This window comes from Streptomyces sp. S.PB5 (assembly GCF_030403745.1).
Lineage (GTDB): Bacteria > Actinomycetota > Actinomycetes > Streptomycetales > Streptomycetaceae > Streptomyces.
In genome coordinates this window covers 523,063-545,203 of the sequence record NZ_JAQMWP010000001.1, presented here as the reverse complement: position 1 = coordinate 545,203, position 22,141 = coordinate 523,063, and the positions used below count along the sequence as shown (strand labels likewise).

At 70.8% G+C, this 22,141-nt stretch carries 17 protein-coding genes; 10 read left to right on the top strand and 7 right to left on the bottom strand.

Annotated elements, in window-relative coordinates; all coding sequences use genetic code 11:
* Window positions 1-84: 84 nt before the first annotated feature.
* Together cobT and PH203_RS02435 are read left to right on the top strand one after the other, a co-directional pair.
* Window positions 85-1,173, top strand: a complete 1,089-nt coding sequence (cobT, locus tag PH203_RS02440) for a nicotinate-nucleotide--dimethylbenzimidazole phosphoribosyltransferase (protein ID WP_289915500.1) — start codon at window positions 85-87, stop codon at window positions 1,171-1,173.
* Between the two features lie 181 nt (window positions 1,174-1,354).
* Window positions 1,355-2,026, top strand: coding sequence for a hypothetical protein (locus PH203_RS02435; protein ID WP_289915497.1), 672 nt, complete (start codon window positions 1,355-1,357; stop codon window positions 2,024-2,026).
* A gap of 94 nt (window positions 2,027-2,120) precedes the next feature.
* On the opposite strand, the gene PH203_RS02430 is transcribed toward PH203_RS02435, so the two are convergent.
* On the bottom strand, window positions 2,121-2,870 hold the full coding sequence (locus PH203_RS02430; protein WP_289915496.1) for a hypothetical protein: 750 nt from the start codon (window positions 2,868-2,870) through the stop codon (window positions 2,121-2,123).
* A 60-nt stretch (window positions 2,871-2,930) separates the two neighbouring features.
* Between PH203_RS02430 and PH203_RS02425 the strand changes: the two genes are divergently transcribed.
* A complete protein-coding gene (locus PH203_RS02425) occupies window positions 2,931-3,725 on the top strand; it encodes an adenosylcobinamide-GDP ribazoletransferase (protein ID WP_289915494.1) in 795 nt (264 codons plus the stop codon).
* Window positions 3,726-3,733: 8 nt separating this feature from the next.
* Here the strand turns inward: PH203_RS02425 and PH203_RS02420 are convergent, their stop codons facing one another.
* From PH203_RS02420 to PH203_RS02400, 5 genes are all read right to left on the bottom strand, one after another.
* Window positions 3,734-4,510, bottom strand: a complete 777-nt coding sequence (locus PH203_RS02420) for an endo alpha-1,4 polygalactosaminidase (protein WP_289915491.1) — start codon at window positions 4,508-4,510, stop codon at window positions 3,734-3,736.
* Window positions 4,507-5,133 carry a spherulation-specific family 4 protein gene (locus tag PH203_RS02415; protein WP_289915489.1) on the bottom strand — a complete coding sequence of 209 codons (627 nt, stop codon included), beginning with the start codon at window positions 5,131-5,133 and terminating at the stop codon, window positions 4,507-4,509. The genes PH203_RS02420 and PH203_RS02415 overlap by 4 nt, the downstream gene beginning before the upstream one ends.
* Window positions 5,130-6,590: a hypothetical protein gene (locus PH203_RS02410; protein WP_289915487.1), complete on the bottom strand. Its 1,461-nt coding sequence runs from the start codon at window positions 6,588-6,590 to the stop codon at window positions 5,130-5,132. Before PH203_RS02410 ends, PH203_RS02415 begins: the two co-directional genes overlap by 4 nt.
* Window positions 6,587-8,107: a GT4 family glycosyltransferase PelF gene (gene pelF, locus PH203_RS02405; protein ID WP_289915484.1), complete on the bottom strand. Its 1,521-nt coding sequence runs from the start codon at window positions 8,105-8,107 to the stop codon at window positions 6,587-6,589. Before pelF ends, PH203_RS02410 begins: the two co-directional genes overlap by 4 nt.
* Before the next feature lie 112 nt (window positions 8,108-8,219).
* Window positions 8,220-10,253, bottom strand: coding sequence for a hypothetical protein (locus PH203_RS02400; RefSeq protein WP_289915483.1), 2,034 nt, complete (start codon window positions 10,251-10,253; stop codon window positions 8,220-8,222).
* 365 nt (window positions 10,254-10,618) lie between these two features.
* Between PH203_RS02400 and PH203_RS02395 the strand changes: the two genes are divergently transcribed.
* The 3 genes from PH203_RS02395 (at window position 10,619) to sucB (ending at window position 15,691) form a co-directional block, all read left to right on the top strand.
* The gene (locus tag PH203_RS02395) at window positions 10,619-12,139 is read left to right on the top strand and encodes a leucyl aminopeptidase (protein ID WP_289915480.1); all 1,521 of its coding nucleotides are present in this window, start codon (window positions 10,619-10,621) and stop codon (window positions 12,137-12,139) included.
* 300 nt (window positions 12,140-12,439) lie between these two features.
* Window positions 12,440-13,828, top strand: coding sequence for a dihydrolipoyl dehydrogenase (gene lpdA, locus PH203_RS02390; protein ID WP_289915478.1), 1,389 nt, complete (start codon window positions 12,440-12,442; stop codon window positions 13,826-13,828).
* A gap of 69 nt (window positions 13,829-13,897) precedes the next feature.
* A complete protein-coding gene (sucB, locus tag PH203_RS02385; RefSeq protein WP_289915475.1) occupies window positions 13,898-15,691 on the top strand; it encodes a 2-oxoglutarate dehydrogenase, E2 component, dihydrolipoamide succinyltransferase in 1,794 nt (597 codons plus the stop codon).
* A 57-nt stretch (window positions 15,692-15,748) separates the two neighbouring features.
* On the opposite strand, the gene PH203_RS02380 is transcribed toward sucB, so the two are convergent.
* A complete protein-coding gene (locus tag PH203_RS02380) occupies window positions 15,749-16,417 on the bottom strand; it encodes a hypothetical protein (RefSeq protein WP_289915473.1) in 669 nt (222 codons plus the stop codon).
* Between the two features lie 256 nt (window positions 16,418-16,673).
* On the opposite strand from PH203_RS02380, the gene PH203_RS02375 reads away from it, so the two are divergent.
* From PH203_RS02375 to PH203_RS02360, 4 genes are all read left to right on the top strand, one after another.
* On the top strand, window positions 16,674-17,306 hold the full coding sequence (locus PH203_RS02375; protein ID WP_289915471.1) for a GntR family transcriptional regulator: 633 nt from the start codon (window positions 16,674-16,676) through the stop codon (window positions 17,304-17,306).
* 299 nt (window positions 17,307-17,605) lie between these two features.
* Window positions 17,606-20,320 carry a pyruvate dehydrogenase (acetyl-transferring), homodimeric type gene (gene aceE / locus PH203_RS02370; protein WP_289915470.1) on the top strand — a complete coding sequence of 905 codons (2,715 nt, stop codon included), beginning with the start codon at window positions 17,606-17,608 and terminating at the stop codon, window positions 20,318-20,320.
* Window positions 20,321-20,520: 200 nt separating this feature from the next.
* Entirely contained in the window at window positions 20,521-21,144 is a 624-nt protein-coding gene (locus PH203_RS02365) for a DUF4232 domain-containing protein (RefSeq protein ID WP_289915467.1), read from the top strand.
* A gap of 16 nt (window positions 21,145-21,160) precedes the next feature.
* The gene (locus tag PH203_RS02360) at window positions 21,161-22,141 is read left to right on the top strand and encodes a WYL domain-containing protein (protein ID WP_289915465.1); all 981 of its coding nucleotides are present in this window, start codon (window positions 21,161-21,163) and stop codon (window positions 22,139-22,141) included.

The following is a 22,141-nucleotide window of genomic DNA, read 5'->3' as shown; positions in this document are numbered from 1 at the left end:
CGGATCTTGGGGGCAACGACGTCGGGTGTGCGTGGTGACCATGTGGCGGCGTCCTGTTCGACCGGTGCCGGTACTGTTCGGCGAATGAGCTCGCTTAATCTCGACGACTTCACCGATCTGATCGAGCGCCCCGACGGTGGGGTGCGCCGCGACGCCGAGGCGCGTCGGGAGCGTCAGATCGTGCCGCCCGGGTCGCTGGGCCGCCTCGACGACCTGGGTGAGTGGCTGGCGGCGGCGCAGTCCGCCGTACCGGTGCGGCCGGTCGAACGGCCGCGGGTGGTTCTCTTCGCCGGCGACCACGGCATCGCCGAACTCGGTGTCTCGGCCCGGCCGGCGGGCAGCGCCGGGGAGTTGGTGCGCGAGATCCTCGAGGGCGGGCGGCCGGTGTCGGTGCTCGCGCGGCGGCTCGGGGTGCCGGTGCGGGTCGTGGACATGGCGCTGGACTGCGAGCCGGACACGCTGCCGGAGGATGTCGTACGGCATCGGGTGCGGCGCGGCAGCGGCCGTGTCGACGTCGAGGACGCGCTGACCCTGGAGGAGGCGGAGGCCGCCTTCCGGGCCGGGGTCGCGGTGGCCGACGAGGAGGCCGACTCCGGTACGGATCTGGTGGTGCTCGGCGATGTGAGCGTCGGCGGTACGACGGTGGCGGGCGTGCTGGTCGCCGCGCTGTGCGGGACCGACGCGTCCGTGGTGACCGGGCGGGGCGGGGAGGACATCGACGACCTCGCCTGGATGCGGAAGTGCGCGGCGATCCGCGACTCGCTGCGGCGGGCCCGGCCGGTGCTCGGGGATCAGCTGCAGCTGCTGGCGACGGTCGGCGGGGCCGACCTTGCCGCGATCACCGGGTTCCTGCTGCAGAGTGCGGTGCGGAAGATGCCGGTCGTGCTGGACGGCGTGGTGACCGCCGCCTGTGCGCTGGTCGGGCAGCGGATCGCCTTCCGGGCGCCGGACTGGTGGCTGGCCGCGCACGACAGTGGGGAGCCGGGGCAGGCGAAGGCGCTGGACCGGATGGCCCTCGAGCCGGTGCTGGATCACGGGGTGCGGGTCGGCGAGGGCGCCGGGGGGCTGCTGGCACTGCCGCTGGTGCAGGCCGCGGCGGCGCTGGCCGCTGAGCTGCCGGAGAAGCCGGCGGTTGCAGAGGAGGCCGGCGAGGAGCCGGAGAAGGAGGAGTAGTCCCGGGGGAATTCAGGGGCGTCAATCTGACACTTTTGTGTGGGTGTCGCCGGTTTGCCGGGAAGGCGTATGTCAGGCCCGGGAGATCCAGATCACGTAGGTGTCGCTCAACTTTCGCCCTGTTCGGATCGGTCTTCGGACGTGGCCGGTGGCCGCACCGCACGCATCTGGAGACGCGCCGATGGACAGGATCGCCCGCTGGGCCCGTACCGAATGGGGACCGCTGTACGTCACCGTGCGCGGGCCTCTGGTCCGGCGGCGGTGGCGGGCGGCGCCGATGGCGATCGGGGCGGTGTGCCTGACGGCGGTGCTGCAGTTCGTGCAGAACCAGTCGTGGGGCTATCAGTTCGTGCAGAACATCGGGGCGGTACGGGCGGAGGACCCGCTGTGGCTGGCCCTGCTGAGGACGCCCCTGTCGCTGTTCGTACCGGCCCTGGACCTCCCCGTCTGGGGCGCCCTGGCCCAGCTCCTGCTGGTCTTCGGCATCGCGGAGATCTGCCTGGGCTGGTGGCGCACCCTGGTCATCGCCTACGCCGCCACCCTCGCCGGCACCCTCTACGCCCGCCTCGGCATCTGGCTGGGCCCCGACCGCCCGCTCGGCCTCCCGCTCACGGACGCACAGGTCGTGGACACCGGCCCGTCGGCGGCGGTCGTGGGGCTGGCGGTGTTCCTGGGCTGGCGGTACCGCGCGTACATCACGGCGGGGGTCGTGATCGCCGCGATGGTCGTCGAGGTACTGCTGAAGAACAACCTCGCGGGCAAGGAGCACCTGGCGGCCATCGCGGCGGTGCTGATGCTGTGCGGGATCTCGGCGCTACGCCATCGCCGGCACAGGGACCGGGCTCTGACCTGACACCGACGCCGCCCGCCGACGGGGGGCGGCGGGCGGTCGGGGCGGTGAAGCGGTGAACCGCAACGGGGCAAGCCGGTACGGCCTCCGGGGTGTGTCACGGGAGGGCGCGTGGGTTCGGTTTGCCGCCGAGGAGGTCTTCCAGTTTGCGGCGGGGGGTCGTCCAGCGGCGGTCGTGGCGGTAGGCCCGGAGCGTGGCCTTGGCTCGGGCTCGGGGGCGGCGGCGGTAGAAGCGGCGGGCCCAGGGGGAGTTGGGGCGGGCGAGGCGGACGAAGCCGATCAGGCCGACCAGGGGGACGATCACGCTGAAGATCGCCATACGGGCCTTGCCCTTGCTCAGGACGGCCAGGGCGAAGAGGAAGTTGACGGCGACCGTCGAGATCACGCTGGCGCGGTCCTGGAGCTCGTCCTGCGTCAGGTCGTTGACGCCGAAGGGCGAGAAGCCCGACAGCACCAGGCCCACCAGGGCCGCGGTCAGTACGACCACCTCCACGCTCTTGCGGCCCTCCTCCGTCCAGTAGACGTCGTCGAGGTGCAGGATCAGCGCGAACTCGTCCAGGACCAGGCCCGCGCCGATGCCGAAGATGACGGCACAGACGGCGGAGCCGAAGCCGTGCCGGCCGCTTGCGACGGCGCCGAAGCCGCCCACGACGCTCAGGACGACCCCTGGCACCACGTGATGGATGTGCACGCCTCCCGAGCTGATGTTGCCGAACGGTCCCCTGCCCGCGCGGATGAGGCGGGTGATCACCCGGGTGACCAGGAAGGTGACGACGAAGGAGGTGAGGGCGAGCAGCAGCGGGAGCTTGCCCGGTTCGATGATGTTCCGCTGCAGCCAATGTCCCATAAGCGAACTTTATCCATGGGTGCCTCGTACGCATTTCTGACCGCCGGGTAACCTCCTCCGGTGTCCGCGTCCTCTTCGAACCCCTGGCCCGACGGCCTCCGCTTCGCCTTCGGCACCCTCACCGTGCTCCCGGTCAAGGTGACCCGCTGGGACCGTGAAGCGGCCCGCGGCGGCATGCTGTGCGCTCCGCTGGCGGGGCTGGTGGTCGGCGCGACGGCCGCCGCCCTCGGCGTGCTGCTGCTGTTCCTCGGCGCGGGCCCGCTGCTCGCCGCCGTCGCCACCGCCGCCGTACCCGCCGTGCTCACCCGCGGCCTCCACCTCGACGGCCTCGCCGACACCGCTGACGGTCTCGGCAGCGGCAGGCCCGCGGAGGACGCGCTGCGGATCATGAAGCAGTCGGACATCGGGCCGTTCGGGGTGATCACCCTGGTCTTCGTGCTGCTCGCGCAGGTGGCGGCGCTGACGCAGGCGTACGACGAGTCATGGGCGTGGGGCGCGGTGGCCGCGGTCGTCTCGGCGACGGCGGCCCGGCTCGCGCTCACGTCGGCCGCCCGCAGCGGGGTGCCCGCCGCCCGTCCGGAGGGGCTGGGGGCGGCGGTCGCGGGGGTCGTGCCGGTGAGCGGTGCGGTGGCCGTCGGCGTGACGGTCGTGGCGGCGGCCGCGGGGGCGGGCGCGCTGTTCGGGCCGTACGACGTCGTCCGTACGGCCCTGGCGGTCGTTGTCGCCGTCGGGGCCGCCGAGCTCCTGCTGCGGCACTGCACGCGCCGCTTCGGCGGGGTCACCGGTGATGTCTTCGGGGGCCTCGCGGAGACGGCGGCCACGACCGCGCTGGTCGTGCTCTCGCTCGGCGGCTGACCCGCCGCCTAGCAAGCCCGGCGCCACACCCCCAGCTCGTACTTCTTCAGCATCGAACTCAGCTTCAGCTTCTTCGACTCCGCGCAGAACTCGCTCGTCGGCAGCTCGTACTCCACATGGAAGACGGCCTTGTCCGCCTCGATGAACGGCGTGTTGGCGTCGCACTCGTCGTACTCCGCGCACTGTTCGTTGACCGCGAAGTCGAAGTCCTCGACCAGCTGCGGGATCTGGTCGAGGTCGTTCTTCAGGCCCACCGCCATGCCGCGGTCGTGGGCCAGTTCGGCGATCAGCCGGTTGTAGCGGAGCTGGTCGGAGGCCTTCAGGGGGAAGCCGGTGCGGTTGACGTAGCCGTCCATGTTGTCCGGCTCCACCGCGTCGAAGCCCTTGTCACGGCACATGTCGATACGGGCGGCCATCAAGGGCTCCAGGACGTCCGTCTTGCGGATGTCCAGCCAGTACTCGCCCTCCCAGCCGTTGCTGCGGCCGATGACCGACTTGGGGAACTTCTTCGCGTCCGGGCGCCAGTCCTCCCACGCTCCGGTGGAGAGGTAGCAGATCACCTTGCGGCCCTTGTCGTGCAGGGCGCTGACCGTCGACTCGGGCTGGTCGAAGCCGTCGATGTCGTAGACCGGGACGTCGACGGAGGTGTCGATCTTCTTGCCGGTCAGCTGCCACTGCCAGTCGAGGCCGGGGGTCGGCTGCCAGCGCGGGCCGGGTTTCGAGTCCGGGGTCGTCGTACAGGCGGCCAGCAGGAGAAGAGGAACCAGCCAGAAAACGCGTCTCACCGAGCGGACTCCAGAGTGTGGGGCAACGTACCCCAAGGATGATCTCCTACGCCGGGTACCGCGCAGTACAGGTCCACTCCTTCCGCCGTGAGATCGACGGCCTCCGGGACGCCGTACACGAGATGGCACAGCCGTACGTCCGTACTGCCGCGCCATGGCTGCGGGGGTCGTCGGCGGTACGTCGTCCAGTGGCCCTCGAAGGTGACGAGTACGTCGGCGATGCGGGCGTAGGAGGAGTGCGGGAGGGTGCCGTGGTTGAGGGCGAGGGTGCCGCCGGCTGCCCTGGCGAGGTGTCTGTAGTAGCCCAACTCCTCGGGGCCTGACGTGACTTGGTCCAAGAAGGCGCCGTCCGTGCCGTACCAGTCGCGGTGGCGGTCAAGGTCACGGACGACGTCGGCGAGTGGTCTGCGGGCGTAGTCCGTGTCGGCGTAGCCCAGCACCCGTACGTCTTCTGCGCGCAAGCGGGCGGCGACCTCCGCGAAGGCCTCGTCCGGGTGGTCGCCCGGGCCGTTGGCCGGGTTGAGGATCACGCCGTAGAGGCGGGGGGCGGCCGCGATGATCGCGTCCCATTCGGCCGGGCGGACGGACGGGTGCTCGTAGTACGGGATCAGGAGCTTGCTCATCGGTGGGCGGTCACTCTCCCCAACAGGGCGCAGACAAGGGCGGCTTGGGCGACGGCCGCGGTGCCGTAGACGGTCAGGGCGATCCAGTGGTGGTCGCCCGCGTGGGTCAGCAGGGCGAGCGTCTGGGCCGAGGCCGCGGCGAGACAGATCGCCGTCGCGGTGAGGATGGCGCCGAAGGACTGGAGCAGCAGGCCGGTCCAGAGGACGACGCCGAGGAGGAGCAGGGCCGCCAGATGGGCGCCGGTGATGTCGGTGACGAGGCCGAGGGCGAGGAGGATGGCCAGATAGGCGGCCAGGCATTCCAGCAGGGCGGTTGCCGTGGTGCGCCAGAAGGCCTTCGGGGTGCGGGAGTTGCGGAGGCCGGTGAGGCTGCTGCTGCGCAAGCGGTGGAGCAGCCATTCCGCGGGGCCCATGCCGAGGGTCAGGGCGACCGCGGCCAGGGCGTCGTCCAGGGCCGCGTAGAGCACCAGGACGCCGGTTCCCAGGCCGAACAGGGCGTAGGGGAGGGAGGCGAAGAGACGGGGGCCCATGGTTGTCCGGCGGCTGCGGGTGGTTCGTGGCTTGTCGCGTCCGCGCCGCGGCAGCCGCACATTGAATACGACCCTGCGGCCCTTGGGTACGTCACCCAGCGGCAGGACCTCCACCAGCCCCAGGATCGCCACCGCCGCCAAGCAGCCGAGCAGCAGGACGAGTCTCGCTGCGTCCGGCACCGGGTGGGCCAGGGCCAGAGCCGCCCCGCCCGCCATGGGCAACAACGCCAGCAGCAGCACCCGTTCGCGCCCCAGGACCAGCAGAACCGTCGACGCTCCCAGGTACACGGACTGGCCCGCGGCGAAAGCCACGCCCGCCACGTCTCCCGTGCCCGCCACCAGCAGCGCGGCCAGCACACCCAGCACCGCGCCCACCGGGGCGCCCAGCAGCAGGCTGCGTCTGGCCGCCGTACGGTCTCCCAAGCCCAGCCAGGAGTACGCCCGATGCGCCAGGCCCTGGTTCCAGGTCCAGCCGACGAGGGCGCCCGCGAGGAGGGGGACCGTGCCGGCCGGGAGGCCGAAGTCTCTCGGGCCGGTCATCAGGGGGGCGCCCAGGACGTAGCCGAAGCCCGGCAGTGCGAAGACCACGCCCCGGAGCAGACAGCCCAACAGGCCGACCTGCCAGGGGTCGTGGAGGGGTCCGTCCGGTTCGGGGTAGCGGCGGTCGACCCGCTCGTACAGCTCCTCGGCCAGTGCGAAGGAGTTCTTGACGCCGTAGCGCTCGCGTATCTGGTCGTCCGACATGCCGTCGGATTCCAGGAGGGCGGCTATCTCGTCGGGGTGGACGGCCGCGGCGACGAAGTCTTCGAGGCGGGCCGCCAGTTCGTCGATGGGGTCCGGTGCGGCCCAGCTCGGGGTGCGTTGCCGGGGGATGCCGGCGACGGTGTCCGGGCGGGCGCCCGGGGGGAGCCAGACGGAGCCGCTCACCAGTCGGTTCCGTCCGTCGCGACCGCGGCGTACCAGGGGTCGCGCAGTTCGAGGGTCCAGTCGGCGACGGTTTCGAGCGTGGGCTCGTACACCTCGGGCATGCCTGCGAGCTCCTGGTAGATCGTCCGGAAGTTGTCGACGGAACGGCGGAGTGTGAAGCGGTCGATCACCCTCTGTCGCGACAACTCGCCGAGTTTCAGGCGTCGTTCGTCGTCCCGGAGGAGAGTCAGCGCTGCTGCCGCCAGTTTCTCCGGTTCACGCGGCGGGACCACCAGACCCGTGTCGCCCACCGCCTCCCGCACTCCCCCCACGTCCGTCGACACCGTCGTGCGGCCGCAGGACATGGCCTCGATGATGGAGAACGGGAAGCCCTCCGAGATGGAGGAGAGCATGACGACGTGACCGGCCGCGTAGGCCCGCCACACCTCGTTGATGCGGCCCTCGAAGGTGAGTCCGTCGGTGACGCCGAGTTCGGCGGCGAGCTTCTCCAGCCTGGTCCTGTACTCCTCGCCGCCCGGCGGGACCGGGCCGAAGAGCCTCAGTCTCGTCTCCGGGAGCTCGGCGCGGACCATGGCGTAGGAGCGGATCAGGGTCTCCAGGTCCTTGATGGGGTCGACCCGGCCGCACCAGGTGAGGGTCGGGACCTCGGGCTCAGGGCCCGCATGGGGGAAGGCGGACGGGTCCACGCCGTTGTAGACCGTGCGGATCTTGTCGCCGTCGGCGCCGCCGCGCTCCTCCCAGCGGCGGTTGTACTGGTTGCACGGGGTGATCAGGTCCGCGGCCCGGTAGCCGAGCGAGTTGAGTTCGCGGTAGAAGCCGAGCATGAAGGCCTTCACCGGCCAGCGCTGGGCGTCCGAGCGGTAGCCGAGGTAGCGCTCTCGGAGGTAGATGCCGTGCTCGGTGAGGAGGAACGGTACGCCGTCCAGTTCGTGGGCGGCGAGGGCGGGCAGGGTGGCCAGGCCGCTGCTCACCGCGTGGGCGACCGAGTCCTCGGGGATGCGGACGCCGAGGGGGCGCAGGGCGTGTTCCAGCAGGTCGGTCGCCGTCAGGGCGTCATGGACCGTGGGGTTGGCCTCGGCCGTCGGCAGGTGCGGCATCGTCCAGATCCACATCAGGGAGCGCAGGGCCGTCTCGGTGCGCAGGGCCGCCGACAGGCGTCCGTCACGGGCGAGCCCGGCCAGTTCGTAGAGGGCCTCGCCGAAGTCGCAGGGGGACTCGGGGTCCAGGAAGGCGAGCAGGAGACGCTCGTACGAGTCGATGAAGCGGCGCCTCGCCTTGCCGTACGGGGCGTGTCTGCGGCCCGGGAGCGGGCCCCAGGTCGGCACCGAGGTGTGGCGGTACACGTTCGGCGGCAGCTCCCAGGTCACGGGTTCGCGGCCGCTTCCGGTGAGCGACAGGATGTGGAAGTCGACCTCCGGCATGCCCTTGACGAGTTGGTCGCACCAGGTGCTGACGCCGCCGTGGACATGCGGGTAGGTGCCTTCGGTGAGCATGGTGACGTGTCTGCCCGTACGCATCGCTGCGCGGCTCCCCCCTGTTTGCGGATGTTGTGCGAGGGAACTGCGCGCCATGGCCGACTGCGGGTCCGTTGTGGCTTGTCGCGCAGTTCCCCGCGCCCCTGACGGGGCGCTACCCCTGAGGCAGTTTCAGAGTTACCGCCGACTGCAGCGGCTCCGGCGTGGTCCAGGCCGAGCGCTGCCCCGCGTACGGTGTCCCGAACGCAGTGGTAGACAGCAGGAGTTGCTTCTTCGTGCCCTCCGGGGCGGTCACGGGGATCTGAGTCCCGCTCGGAGCCGTGATCGTAACCGTCGTGCCGATCCGGTACGCCGTCACCTTGCCGCTCACCAGCGCCGCCTGCCATGCCGCCCGGCGTTGGAGTTCGGTGCCGATGGCGGTCTGGGAGAGGTTCTGGACCGGGGTGTTGTCGGCGAACAGGGCCCGGTAGTCGGCCAGGACCTTGTTCAGGACCGGGTAGAGGGTGCGGTCCTCGGCCAGGTTGGACTGGTGGGCGTAGTGCGGGCGCGGGTCGTTGCTGATCGCGTGGCCGAGGGCCGTGCGGGCCTCCTGCGGGACGATGTACGACTGGTAGCCGGTGGCCGGGTCGAGCGGGCCGGGGAGGCAGGTGGAGGTCGGGTTGTTCTCGCAGATGCCGCTGCCGCCGTCGGCCGCCGAGGTGTAGATCCAGTTGTACTCGTCGACCATCTCGGCGTCGGTGCCCACGTTGTAGTACACGTTCATCGGGTAGCGGGGCACCGTCTTGGTGCTGCTGCCGACGGAACGCTGCTCCGGCTCACGGGAGTTGTCGGAGCCGGTCCACTTGATGGCGTTGTCGGCGAGGGCGCCGGCGAGGTTGGGGTTGTCGTCGGGCTGCTGCGGCAGGGTCCTCAGGCCCGAGTGCTCACCGGTGACCAGTTCGCCGCGGGTCATCGGAAGGCCCTTGGAAACGCCCCAGTTGTAGTTGTTGCGGATCTCGGCGGAGATGTCGGCGCGGCTCATGTACTGCGTCGTACCGTCGGCGTTCTTCGCGCAGCTCCACGGCACGGTGGAGGTGTCCTGGACGCAGCCCAGGAACCTGTGCGTGTAGGTGTGGTTGATCCAGCGGTACTTGGCCTTGTCGGCGAGCAGCTGGGTGGCGAGGGCGTCCGTGCCGCCGTGCTCGGTCTTCCACTCCTCGCCGGAGCCGGCGTTGTAGACCATGTCGAGGGTGAAGCCCTGTTGCTGCTGCCACTGGGCGGCGTGGACCGCGTCGGCGGCGGTCATCCGGATCGGCGTGGTGCCCTCGCCGTCGCCGCCCGCGCAGTCGAAGTCGCCGGGCGTGCAGTTGGCCTGGGTGTCCCACCGGCTGTCGGGGGCGAGGACGTCGTCGATGTGGACGGCGAAGTAGTTGCGGGCCTGCCCCAGGTGCACGCCCTGGGTGAGCCATTCGACGATGCCGCGGGCGAGTACCCGGTACTGCTGCTGGTACTGGTTGTAGGCGAAGGTCACCACGAGTTCGCGGCGCCCGTCGTGGGCGTACTCGCCGATCAGGCTGCCGCGGCCGGTGCCGCCGGGCACGGCGGTGTCGACGTAGCTGGTGAAGCCGGTGCCGGGCGTGGCCACATAGCCGTAGCTCTCCAGCACCGACGGGGAGTTGTCCTCGAAGGTGAGCGCGCCGTCGAGATAGCCGAAGGGCCCCGCCTTGCCGGCGGTGGTGACGCCCGCCTCCCGCCCGTCCAGCGAGCCCGAGTAGCTGCTGTACTCCAGGCCCACTCCCGGGTGCGCCCAGGTGTAGGCGTCGACCTGCGGGATGCCGTACGTCCGCTCGTAGGTCTCCAACGCGGTCTGCTCGGCCGAACCGGCGCCGAACGGGGCCTCGTTGGGCATCACCACGCCCTGGTACTTGGCCCGGGGCGTGCCGTTCACCGTGTCGCTGAGGAAGGCGTCCGTGATGGCCGGGCGGCCCGGGTCGTTCAGGTCGACGGTGGTGTACGGGATGCCGGTGCTCTTCAGCTGGGCGGTGATGGCCTGAACCGGGCTGTCGCCGTTGTCCACGACCAGTACTTTGAGATCGATGCGCGGCGTCGCCGCGGCCGCGGCGCCGGGTGCGCCCAGCCCCAGCGCGATGAGTCCCGCCGTCGTGGCGACGGCGGCCGTGGCTCTCCATCTGTGCGCACTCTGCGCCATTGGGTGTCCCTTCCCCCCAGAAGATCTCCTTGAGGGCCCCTCATGGTCCCTTGTGATACATCCAAGGAAGATCTTGGAAATCATGCAAAGCGGTGAGCGGGGTGCCCACCGGAACACCAGGAGTGTGGCTCAGGTCACCGGGAGTGAGGGATGAGAAGTGGCCACGACGCCACCGACAGGTGAACGCCCGCAGGAATGAGCGAACGAGCCACACGCGCGTAGGCTCGGTGCGGGTGTTCATCGACGGGGTGAAGGCCCCGGTCGATGCCGCTCCCTGACGCAGATCTAGGGTCGGCTGTCGGGCCCGGTCGACCCACCCAGACTCGACCTACTGAACTTCACATCGGAAGCGAGATTTCACCACCGTGACTGCTCTCACTCTCAGCACCGCCGCGGCGCCCGGCCTGCGGGCCGACGCGATCGTGATCGGTGTCGCCAAGGGCGCGAAGGGCCCGGTCGTCGCCCCGGGTGCCGAAGCCGTGGACAAGGCCTACGACGGCAAGCTCGCCGGCGTCCTGGAGACCCTCGGTGCCGCGGGCGCCGAGGGCGAGGTGACGAAGCTGCCGGCGCCGTCCGGCTTCAAGACCCCGCTCGTGGTGGCGGTGGGGCTCGGCCCGGAGCCCGAGAAGGACTCCGCGTTCGACGCCGAGGCGCTGCGCCGGGCCGCCGGTTCGGCCGCCCGGGCCCTGAGCGGCTCCAAGAAGGCCGCCTTCGCCCTGCCGCTCACGGACGCCGCGGATGTCGGCGCGGTCGCCGAGGGCGCGCTGCTCGGGGCGTACTCCTTCGACGCGTACAAGGAGAACGGCAAGGACCCGAAGAACGGCAAGGCGCCGCTGGCCGAGGTCGCCCTCCTCGGCGGCAAGCCCCGGGACCGCGCCCACAAGGCGGCCGTCGAGCGGGCGCTCGCGGTCACCGAGGAGCTCAACCGGGCCCGTGACCTCATCAACACCCCGCCGAACGACCTGTACCCGGAGGCGTTCGCCGCCGTCGCACAGGCCGCGGCGAAGGAGCACGGCATCAAGGTGCAGGTGCTCGACGACAAGGCGCTGGTCAAGGGCGGCTACGGCGGCATCCTCGGCGTCGGCGGCGGTTCCGAGGCGAAGCCGCGGCTGGTGAAGCTGTCGTACACCTCGTCCAAGGCGAAGAAGCACCTCGCGCTCGTCGGCAAGGGCATCACGTACGACTCGGGCGGCATCTCGCTGAAGCCGGCGGGTCACAACGAGACGATGAAGTGCGACATGAGCGGGGCGGCGGCGGTCTTCGCGGCCGTCGTCGCGGTGGCCCGGCTCGGGCTCGAGGTGAACGTCACCGGGTGGCTGGCGCTGGCCGAGAACATGCCGTCGGGGTCCGCGGTGCGGCCGGGCGATGTGCTGCGGATGTACAGCGGCAAGACGGTCGAGGTGCTCAACACCGACGCCGAGGGCCGGCTGGTGCTGGCGGACGCGCTGTGGGCGGCGTCCGAGGAGAAGCCGGACGCGATCGTCGACGTGGCGACGCTGACCGGGGCGATGATGCTGGCGCTGGGCAACCGGACGTTCGGGATCATGGCGAACGACGACGCGTTCCGCTCCGCGGTGCACGAGGCGGCGGAGGAGGTCGGCGAGCCGGCTTGGCCGATGCCGCTGCCGGAGCACCTGCGCAAGGGGATGGACTCCCCCACCGCCGACATCGCGAACATGGGTGAGCGGATGGGTGGCGGGCTGGTCGCCGGGCTCTTCCTGCGGGAGTTCGTGGGCGAGGGCATCACCTGGGCGCACCTCGACATCGCGGGGCCGGCCTTCAACGAGGGTGGGCCGTTCGGGTACACGCCCAAGGGGGGTACGGGGACGGCGGTGCGTACGTTGGTGCGGCTGGCGGAGCTGACCGCCGCGGGTGACCTGGGCTGATGTTCGCCTAAGAGCTCGGCGCCTGAGGGGCGTGGGCGACTGCGGACCGGTTGTGGCTGGTCGCGCAGTTCCCCGCGCCCCTAGGTATGTCGCCCCAGGCATCTCGGTTTGTGCCGTCCTCACATGTGAGCGTGTGGTGTCTCACACCCCGGCCCGGCGTCTCGTTCTCCTCGGACAAGTGCGAAGATGGGGCTCGGCAGGACAGGGCCCCACCACAGGGCCGAAGAAAGAGCGGCCGGACACCAGCCGCCGACCGGTCACCGCAGACCGGCGTAGGCGCACATGCATGGAGGACGTGACGTGGCGAACGACGCCAGCACCGTTTTCGACCTAGTGATCCTCGGCGGTGGTAGTGGCGGTTACGCCGCGGCCCTGCGCGGGGCGCAGCTGGGCCTGGACGTCGCCCTGATCGAGAAGGACAAGGTCGGCGGCACCTGCCTGCACCGAGGGTGCATCCCCACGAAGGCCCTGCTGCACGCGGGCGAGATCGCCGACCAGGCCCGCGAGAGCGAGCAGTTCGGCGTGAAGGCCAGCTTCGAGGGCATCGACATCGCCGGGGTCCACAAGTACAAGGACGGCGTGATCGCCGGTCTGTACAAGGGGCTCCAGGGTCTCGTCGCCTCCCGCAAGGTGACGTACATCGAGGGGACGGGGCGGCTCTCCTCCCCCACCTCCGTCGATGTGAACGGCCAGCGCATCCAGGGCCGCCACGTGCTCCTCGCGACCGGCTCCGTGCCGAAGTCGCTGCCGGGCCTGGAGATCGACGGCAACCGGATCATCTCCTCGGACCACGCCCTCGTCCTGGACCGCGTACCGAAGTCCGCGATCATCCTCGGCGGCGGTGTCATCGGCGTCGAGTTCGCCTCGGCGTGGAAGTCCTTCGGCTCCGAGGTCACCGTCATCGAGGGCCTGAAGCACCTCGTGCCGGTCGAGGACGAGAACTCCTCCAAGCTTCTTGAGCGCGCGTTCCGCAAGCGCGGCATCAAGTTCAACCTGGGCACCTTCTTCCAGAAGGCCGAGTACACCGCCGACGGCGTCAAGGTCACCCTGGCCGACGGCAAGGAGTTCGAGGCCGAGGTGCTGCTCGTCGCGGTCGGCCGCGGCCCGGTCTCCGCCGGTCTCGGTTACGAGGAGCAGGGCGTCGCGATGGACCGCGGCTACGTCCTGGTCGACGAGTACATGCGGACGAACGTCCCCACCATCTCCGCCGTCGGTGACCTGGTCCCGACCCTCCAGCTCGCGCACGTCGGCTTCGCCGAGGGCATCCTGGTTGCGGAGCGGCTGGCCGGTCTCAAGACCGTCCCGATCGACTACGACGGTGTCCCGCGGGTGACCTACTGCCACCCGGAGGTCGCCTCCGTCGGTATCACCGAGGCCAAGGCCAAGGAGATCTACGGTGCGGACAAGGTCGTCGCTCTGAAGTACAACCTGGCGGGCAACGGCAAGAGCAAGATCCTGAACACCTCGGGCGAGATCAAGCTCGTCCAGGTCAAGGACGGTGCCGTGGTCGGCGTCCACATGGTCGGCGACCGCATGGGCGAGCAGGTCGGCGAAGCCCAGCTGATCTACAACTGGGAGGCGCTGCCCGCCGAGGTCGCGCAGCTCATCCACGCCCACCCGACGCAGAGCGAGGCGCTCGGCGAGGCCCACCTGGCCCTCGCGGGCAAGCCCCTCCACTCGCACGACTGACCCCTCGGTCGACGAAGCGACTCCGCGATGAACACAGACTTCCGCAATTCGTAAGGAGCAACCGAAACCATGGCGGTTTCCGTAACCCTTCCGGCGCTCGGCGAGAGCGTCACCGAGGGCACCGTCACCCGCTGGCTGAAGGCCGAGGGTGAGCGAGTAGAGGCCGACGAGCCGCTGCTCGAGGTCTCGACCGACAAGGTCGACACCGAGATCCCCTCGCCCGCCGCCGGCGTTCTCGCGTCCATCAAGGTCGCCGAGGACGAGACGGTCGAGGTCGGCGCCGAGCTGGCCGTCATCGACGACGGCACGGGCGCGCCCGCTGCCGCCCCGGCCCCGGCCGCCGAGCCCGCGCCCGCCGCGGCTCCGGAGCCGGCCGCTGCCGCCCCGTCCACCGAGCAGGCCGCCCCGGCGCCCGCTCCCACCGCCGAGGCCGCCACCGGCGCCGGTTCCGCCGAGGGCACGGACGTCGTCCTGCCCGCGCTCGGCGAGTCCGTCACCGAGGGCACCGTCACCCGCTGGCTGAAGTCGGTCGGCGACAGCGTCGAGGCCGACGAGCCGCTGCTCGAGGTCTCCACGGACAAGGTCGACACCGAGATCCCGGCGCCCACCTCGGGTGTGCTCCTTGAGATCACGGTCGGTGAGGACGAGACCGCCGAGGTCGGCGCCAAGCTCGCCGTCATCGGTGCCCCGGGTGCCGCTCCGGCCGCTGCCGCCCCCGCGGCTCCGGCCGCCCCGGCTCCCGCGCCCGCCGCCCCGGCCGCGCCCGTGGCTCCGCCGGCCCCGGCTCCGGCCCCCGCCGCGCCCGTGGCTCCGCCCGCCCCGGTCGCCGCCGCTCCGGCTCCGGCCGCTCCGGCCCCCGCGCCGGTGGCTCCGGCTCCGGTCACCCCGGCCGCGGCCCCGGCTCCCGCCGCGACCTCCGGTGACGACGGCGCCTACGTGACCCCGCTGGTGCGCAAGCTCGCCGCCGAGAACGGCGTCGACCTGGCCACCGTCAAGGGCACCGGCGTCGGCGGCCGTATCCGCAAGCAGGACGTCGTCGCCGCCGCCGAGGCCGCGAAGGCCGCCGCCGCGGCCCAGGCTCCGGCCGCTGCTGCCCCGGCCGCCCCCGCCGCCAAGAAGGCGCCGAGCCTGGAGGCCTCGCCGCTCCGTGGCCAGACCGTCAAGATGCCGCGCATCCGCAAGGTCATCGGCGACAACATGGTCAAGGCGCTGCACGAGCAGGCGCAGCTGTCCTCGGTCGTCGAGGTCGACGTCACGCGTCTGATGAAGCTCCGTGCCCGGGCGAAGGACTCGTTCGCGGCTCGTGAGGGCGTCAAGCTCTCCCCGATGCCGTTCTTCGTCAAGGCCGCGGCCCAGGCGCTGAAGGCGCACGCGCCCATCAACGCCAAGATCAACGAGGCCGAGGGCACGATCACCTACTTCGACACCGAGAACATCGGTATCGCGGTGGACTCCGAGAAGGGCCTGATGACCCCGGTCATCAAGCACGCGGGCGACCTCAACATCGCCGGCATCGCGAAGGCCACGGCGGAGCTGGCCGGCAAGGTCCGCGCCAACAAGATCACGCCCGACGAGCTGTCCGGCGCCACCTTCACCATCTCCAACACCGGTTCGCGCGGTGCGCTCTTCGACACGATCATCGTGCCGCCGGGCCAGGTCGCGATCCTCGGCATCGGCGCCACGGTCAAGCGCCCGGCCGTCCTGGAGACCGAAGAGGGCACGGTCATCGCCGTCCGTGACATGACGTACCTGACCCTCTCCTACGACCACCGTCTGGTGGACGGCGCCGACGCGGCCCGTTACCTGACCGCGGTCAAGGCGATCCTGGAGGCGGGCGAGTTCGAGGTAGAGCTCGGCCTGTAAGCCGCGCCAGTGCCTGTACGGTGCCCCGTCCGGATCTCCGGGCGGGGCACCGTCGTATCACCGGGGCGTCAGCTTCTGGTCCGACCAGCCCCACAGCAGCTCCACCCACACATTGGGGACGGACAGCTTGTCGGCCTTCGTCAGGCCCTTGGTCCGGTAGGCCTTCAGGACGTCGTACGTCGCGTCGAGGCAGTCCCGTGAGGTGAGTTGGCCGGTCCTCGGGTCGACGCCGACGAGGAAGCCGCGGGCCTCGACCTTGCGGATCATGGCCCGGGCGGCGGCGACGTCGTAGGTGGCGGAGTCCGTGCAGCGGTAACGGCTGTACGGCTGCTTGGACTTGCCGGGGTAGTGGGCGTCCCGCGACATCTCGCTGAGCATGCGGTCGTACGTCCCCTGCGCGTGCCAGGCGCCGATGTCGCCGCCCGGCGGGGTGTACAGCTTGTTGGTGGGGTTCTCCACGGCGCCGTAGACCCACTGACCGGTGCCGGCGATCCTGAAGCCCCAGCCGACGTGCCCGAACTTCTGCGCCCCGTCCGGCTTGACGAAGACACAGGCGCCGCCGGTTCGGCCGCCCGCCATGTTGGTGATCGCGTCGGTGCCGCTGGGCCCGGCCTCCGCCGTCGCCCGGGTCGTCGTCTGCTGGCACCCGGTGATCCCGACGATCGCGCCGATCACGGCTGCCGAGGCCGTCCAGCGAAGCGCTCCGCGCCGTCCTCGATTGTTCATGCCATCCCCCGATGGTGCTGGGGGCGCCCCGCTCGGGTACCCCACGCCGAGCGCGACGGGGAACGGGCTTCGGTGGGTTCCCGTGGTGACACGGCGGTGACGCCTCCGCGCCGCACCCGGTACGGGTCTTTACAGGACGGGGTGCCCTGTGAGCGTGTAAGTCTCGTCTCACCTGCATGAAAGCGCCCCCGTGCGCCCCTCCCCGACGCCCTTGCGGCCTTATTGTCTTTACGTCAAACGCCCTTAAGGAGCACTCATGACCGCGCCCGTCGTCCACTCGCTGCGCGAACAGATCCGCGAGCACATCGTGGAGGGGATCGTGAGCGGGCGCTGGAAGCCGGGCGAGCGCATCGTCGAGCGGCGGATCGCGACGGAGCTGGAGGTCAGCCAGACGCCGGTGCGGGAGGCGCTGCGCGAGCTGGAGTCGCTGCGGCTGATCGAGTCGGCGCCGAACAAGGGCGTGCGGGTACGGAATCTGACGGCGGCCGATCTGGAGGAGAGCTACCCGGTCCGGGCCGGCCTGGAGGCGATCGCGGCGGAGCTGGCGGCGGAGAAGCTGGCGGTGGACTGCTCGGCCCTTGAACCGCATGTCGCCGCGCTGTACGAGGCCGACCGCGCGTCGGACGGGACGGGACAGGTGCGGCACACGGTGGGCTTCCACCGCGAGATGGTCCGCGCCGCCGGTAACTCCGTGCTGCTGCACACCTGGGAGGGGCTCGGCATCGAGGTCTTCACGGCCCTGTCGATCCGCTGGCTGGGCACGGTCCAGCAGTCGTACGCGGAGGAGCACGAGGAGCTGGTCCAGGCGTTCCGGCGTCGGGATCCGCGGATCGCGGAGCTGGTGAAGGCCCACGTGCTGGGCTGCGCGCCGAGGCACGAGGGCGAGTAGGCAGGGGGTGCGTCGCCGGGTGCGCGGGTAGCGGACCCACCCGAGCACTCCCCCGCTCACCTGCGAAAACAGGCGCAAAACAAGGTCACCCGGTGCCACCGCCGGAGGCACCCCGTGCCTACTTTCTCGCAATCGAGAGGTTTTGCCCTTCAACCCTTTGATCGATCATCGATCAGGGAGTTACAGTCGCCGACGGGCCTCCACCCGAGGCTCTCCGCCCTGTCCTGCCAAAGACCAAGGGCACCCCCGAAGACCCTGCCTGATTGAGGGAACCCCCTTCGACCGAGGAAGGCGGCGACATGACCGACCCCAACGCCATCCGGCCGAGCGAGCTCGACCAGCTCCCGGACCGCGACCCCGAGGAGACCGCCGAATGGCAGGCCTCGCTGGACGCGGTCGCCAAGGCGGCCGGCCCGCACCGTGCCGCGTACCTGATGCGCCGCACGCTGGAGAGGGCGGAGGGCAACGGCATCGCGCTGCCGAAGCTCCTCGAGACCGACTACGTCAACACCATCCCCACCTCCGCGGAGCCGGGCCTGCCCGGTGACCCGGAGCTGGAGAACCGCATCACCGCGTGGAACCGCTGGAACGCGGCCGCCATGGTCACCCGTGGCTCCAAATACGGCGTCGGCGGCCACATCGCCACCTTCGCCTCCGCGGCCTGGCTCTACGAGACCGGCTTCAACCACTTCTTCAAGGGCAAGGACTCCGGAGAAGCTGTCGGCTCCGGCGACCAGCTCTACATCCAGGGCCACGCCTCCCCGGGCATCTACGCCCGCGCCTTCCTCGACGGCCGGCTGAACGAGTCCCACCTGGACAACTTCCGCCGCGAGTCGGGCGGCAACGGCCTCCCGTCGTACCCGCACCCCCGTCGCCTCCCCTGGCTGTGGGAGTTCCCGACCGTCTCCATGGGCCTCGGCCCGCTCTCCGCGATCTACCAGGCGCGCTTCAACCGCTACCTGACCAACCGCGGCATCAAGGACGTCTCCGCCTCCCACGTCTGGGCCTTCCTGGGCGACGGCGAGATGGACGAGCCGGAGTCGACGGCGGCACTCGCCCTGGCCTCGCGCGAGGGTCTCGACAACCTCACCTTCGTCATCAACTGCAACCTGCAGCGCCTCGACGGCCCGGTCCGCGCGAACTTCAAGATCGTGCAGGAGCTGGAGGCCCAGTTCCGCGGCGCCGGCTGGAACGTCATCAAGACGCTGTGGGGTTCGGCCTGGGACGAGCTGTTCCAGCTCGACACCACGGGCGCGCTGCTGCGCCGGCTGCGCGAGGTACCGGACGCGCAGGTCCAGACGTACCAGACCCGCGATGCCGCCTACATCCGCCAGGACTTCTTCGGCAAGGACCCGGCGCTCGTCGAGATGGCGAAGCTGCTCAGCGACGACAAGATCATCGAGTGCTTCCACTTCTCGCGCGGTGGTCACGAGGCGCGCAAGGTCTACGCCGCCTACAAGGCCGCCGTCGAGTTCAAGGGCGCGCCGACGGTCATCCTGGCCCAGACGGTCAAGGGCAACACCCTCGGCGAGGGCTTCGCGTCGAAGAACGCCAACCACCAGATGAAGAAGCTGACGGTGGACGAGTTCAAGACGATGCGTGATCTTCTTGAACTGCCCATCTCCGACAGCGAGTTCGTCGACGGTGTGGTGCCTTACGGCCACCCCGGCGCCGACTCTCCCGAGGTGCGCTACCTCCAGGAGCGCCGCGCGGCCCTCGGTGGCCCGGCGCCCGCCCGCCGTACGCACGCGCTGGCCCCGCTGCCGGCCCCCGCCGAGAAGGCCTTCGCCTCCTTCGACAAGGGCTCCGGCTCCCAGAACGTGGCCACCACCATGGCCTTCGTCCGCCTGATCAAGGACCTGGTCCGCGACAAGGAGACGGGCAAGCGCTGGGTGCCGATCGTCCCCGACGAGGCGCGCACCTTCGGCATGGAGAGCCTCTTCCCGTCCCTGGGCATCTACTCCCCCAAGGGCCAGACGTACGAGCCGGTCGACCGTGACCAGCTGATGTACTACAAGGAGGCCAAGAACGGGCAGATCCTCAACGAGGGGATCACCGAGGCCGGTTCGATGGCCGACTTCATCGCCGCGTCGACCGCGTACGCCACGCACGGCGAAGCGATGATCCCGTTCTACATCTTCTACTCGATGTTCGGCTGGCAGCGCACGGCCGACCAGATGTGGCAGCTCGGCGACCAGCTGGGCCGCGGCTTCCTCGTCGGTGCCACGGCCGGCCGTACGACGCTGACGGGTGAGGGTCTGCAGCACGCGGACGGCCACTCGCCGGTCATCGCGGCGACCAACCCCGCGGCCCTGACGTACGACCCGGCGTTCGCGTACGAGGTCGCGGCGATCGTCAAGGACGGTCTGCGCCGGATGTACGGCGAGGCGGCCCCGGGCGAGGACCCGAACGTCTTCTACTACCTGACGGTCTACAACGAGCCGCTCCCGCAGCCGGCCAAGCCCACCGGGCTCGGTATCGACGAGGGCATCGTCAAGGGCCTGTACCGCTTCAGCACGGCGGAGTCGGCGGGCCTGAACGTGGCCGCGGTGGGCGCCCCGCGCATCCAGCTGCTGGGTTCCGGCACGGCGATCCACTGGGTCGTCCAGGCGCAGAAGCTGCTCGCCGAGGAGTGGGGTGTGGCCGCCGACGTGTGGTCCGCGACCTCCTGGACCGAGCTGCGGCGGGACGCGCTGGAGGCGGATGCCGCCCTGTTGCGCGGCGAGGAGCGGATGCCGTACGTCCGTCAGGCGCTGCAGGGTGCCGAGGGTCCGGTGCTGGCGGTCTCCGACTACATGCGCCAGGTTCCCGACCAGATCGCGCAGTGGGTCGAGCAGGACTACTCGTCGCTGGGCGCGGACGGCTTCGGCCTCTCCGACACCCGTGACGCGGCCCGCCGTCACTTCGGTGTGGACGCCGAGTCGGTGGTCGTCGCGGCGCTGGCCCAGCTGGCCCGGCGTGGCGAGATCAAGGCGACGGCGGTGAAGGAAGCGCGCGAGAAGTACGGCCTGTAAGGCCCCATGTGACCGGCCTTGTGTCCCGACGGCCCCGGTGGTTCGCCACCGGGGCCGTCCGGCGTCTGTGATCTTCCGGCGGAAGCGTGCCCTCCGTGTCCTTGATCGGTAACAGAGTGGCGTGCGGTATGGACCAAGGGTGACTGGTCTTTCAGACTCCCTGTCAGCAAGCGTCGGAAGCGGCTGTTACGGGGGATCTGATGAGAAGCACCACGACCTGGAAGTCCTGCGCACTCGGCGCCGCGGTGGCGGCCGCGCTCCTCGCGACCACGGCCTGCGAGCCGGACGAGGCCACCGGCGCCGACACGACGGACACCAAGCCCTCGGCCCAGGTGAGCGAGTCGAGCGGCGGCGAGGCGGCCGGCGAGGACAGTGCCGCCGTCGCCGCCTGCCTGGAAGGGGACCTCTCGATCACCTCCTCGCACTGGGACGGGCCGGACGCCGAGACGGTGCGGCACATCCTCATCACCGCGAAGAACGTCGGCGACAAGGAGTGCGCCCTCCACCACCACCCCTACGTCCAGCTCGGTGACGCCCAGCGCCCGGCGCCGGTGATCGAGGACAGCAAGGACGAGCTCGTCACCGTCGCTCCCGGCGCGGAGGGGTACGCCGCGCTGCTGGTGAGTGGCGGCGGGATGGACGAGTACGAGGTGACCGAGATGACCCTGGCCCTCCAGGGGCCCGAGTCCGGCAGCCAGGCGAGCGAGTCGATCGGGGTGGAGCTGCCCGAGGGTGTGGACTCGCTGTTCATGGACGACGGTGTCCGTGTCACCTACTGGGGCGGCGCCGAAGGCTTGGTGACGGACTTCATCAAGAACCGCTGAAAGACATGATGGTCGTATGCGTGCCGCCCGCCTGATCAAGATGGTCCTGCTTCTGCAGTCCCGGCCCTCCATGACCGCCGCCGAACTGGCGCGGGAGCTGGAGGTGTCCGAGCGGACGATCACCCGGGACGCGCAGGCGTTGTCGGAGGCGGGGGTTCCGGTGTACGCGGACCGGGGACGGGCGGGCGGGTACCGGCTGATCGGCGGGTACCGGACCCGGCTGACCGGGCTCGCGCGGGGTGAGGCGGAGGCGCTGTTCCTGTCCGGGGTGCCGGGGGCGCTGCGGGAGATGGGCCTGGAGGACGCGGCCTCCGCCGCCCGTCTGAAGGTGTCGGCCGCGCTGCTCCCCTCGCTCCGGGACGCCTCCAGGACGGCCGCCCAGCGCTTCCATCTGGACGCCCCGAACTGGTGGAGCGAGCCCAGGACGCCCGAGCTGCTGCCTGCGGTCGCCGACGCGGTCTGGGACGACCTGCGCGTCACCGCCCGCTATCGCAAGGGCGAGGCGGAGGTGGAACGGGAGCTGGAACCGTACGGGCTCGTGCTGAAGGCGGGGATCTGGTACCTGTGCGCGCGGGTCGCCGACGGGCACGGTTCCTTCCGGGTCTACCGGATCGACCGCTTCACGGCGGTGACCCCCTCGCCGGACCGCTACACACGCGACGACGACTTCGACCTCCCCGCCTTCTGGGAGGCCCAGGCGGAACGGTTCGCACGCTCGATCCTGCGGGCCGAGGCCGTCGTACGACTCTCCCCGGAGGGGGCGCGGAGACTGCCGTACGTCGTCGGCGACCGGGGCGCGGCCCGGGAGGCGTTGGAGGCGGCGGGACCGCCGGACGGGGACGGCTGGGTGACCGTGACGCTGGCGGTCGAGTCGGAGACGGTCGCCCATACCCAGCTGCTGTCGCTGGGCCCGGAAGTGGAGGTGCTGGCTCCGGACAGTCTGCGGGCGCGTTTCACGGAGGCTGCGCGGCAGCTGGCCCGGCTGTACGGGACATAA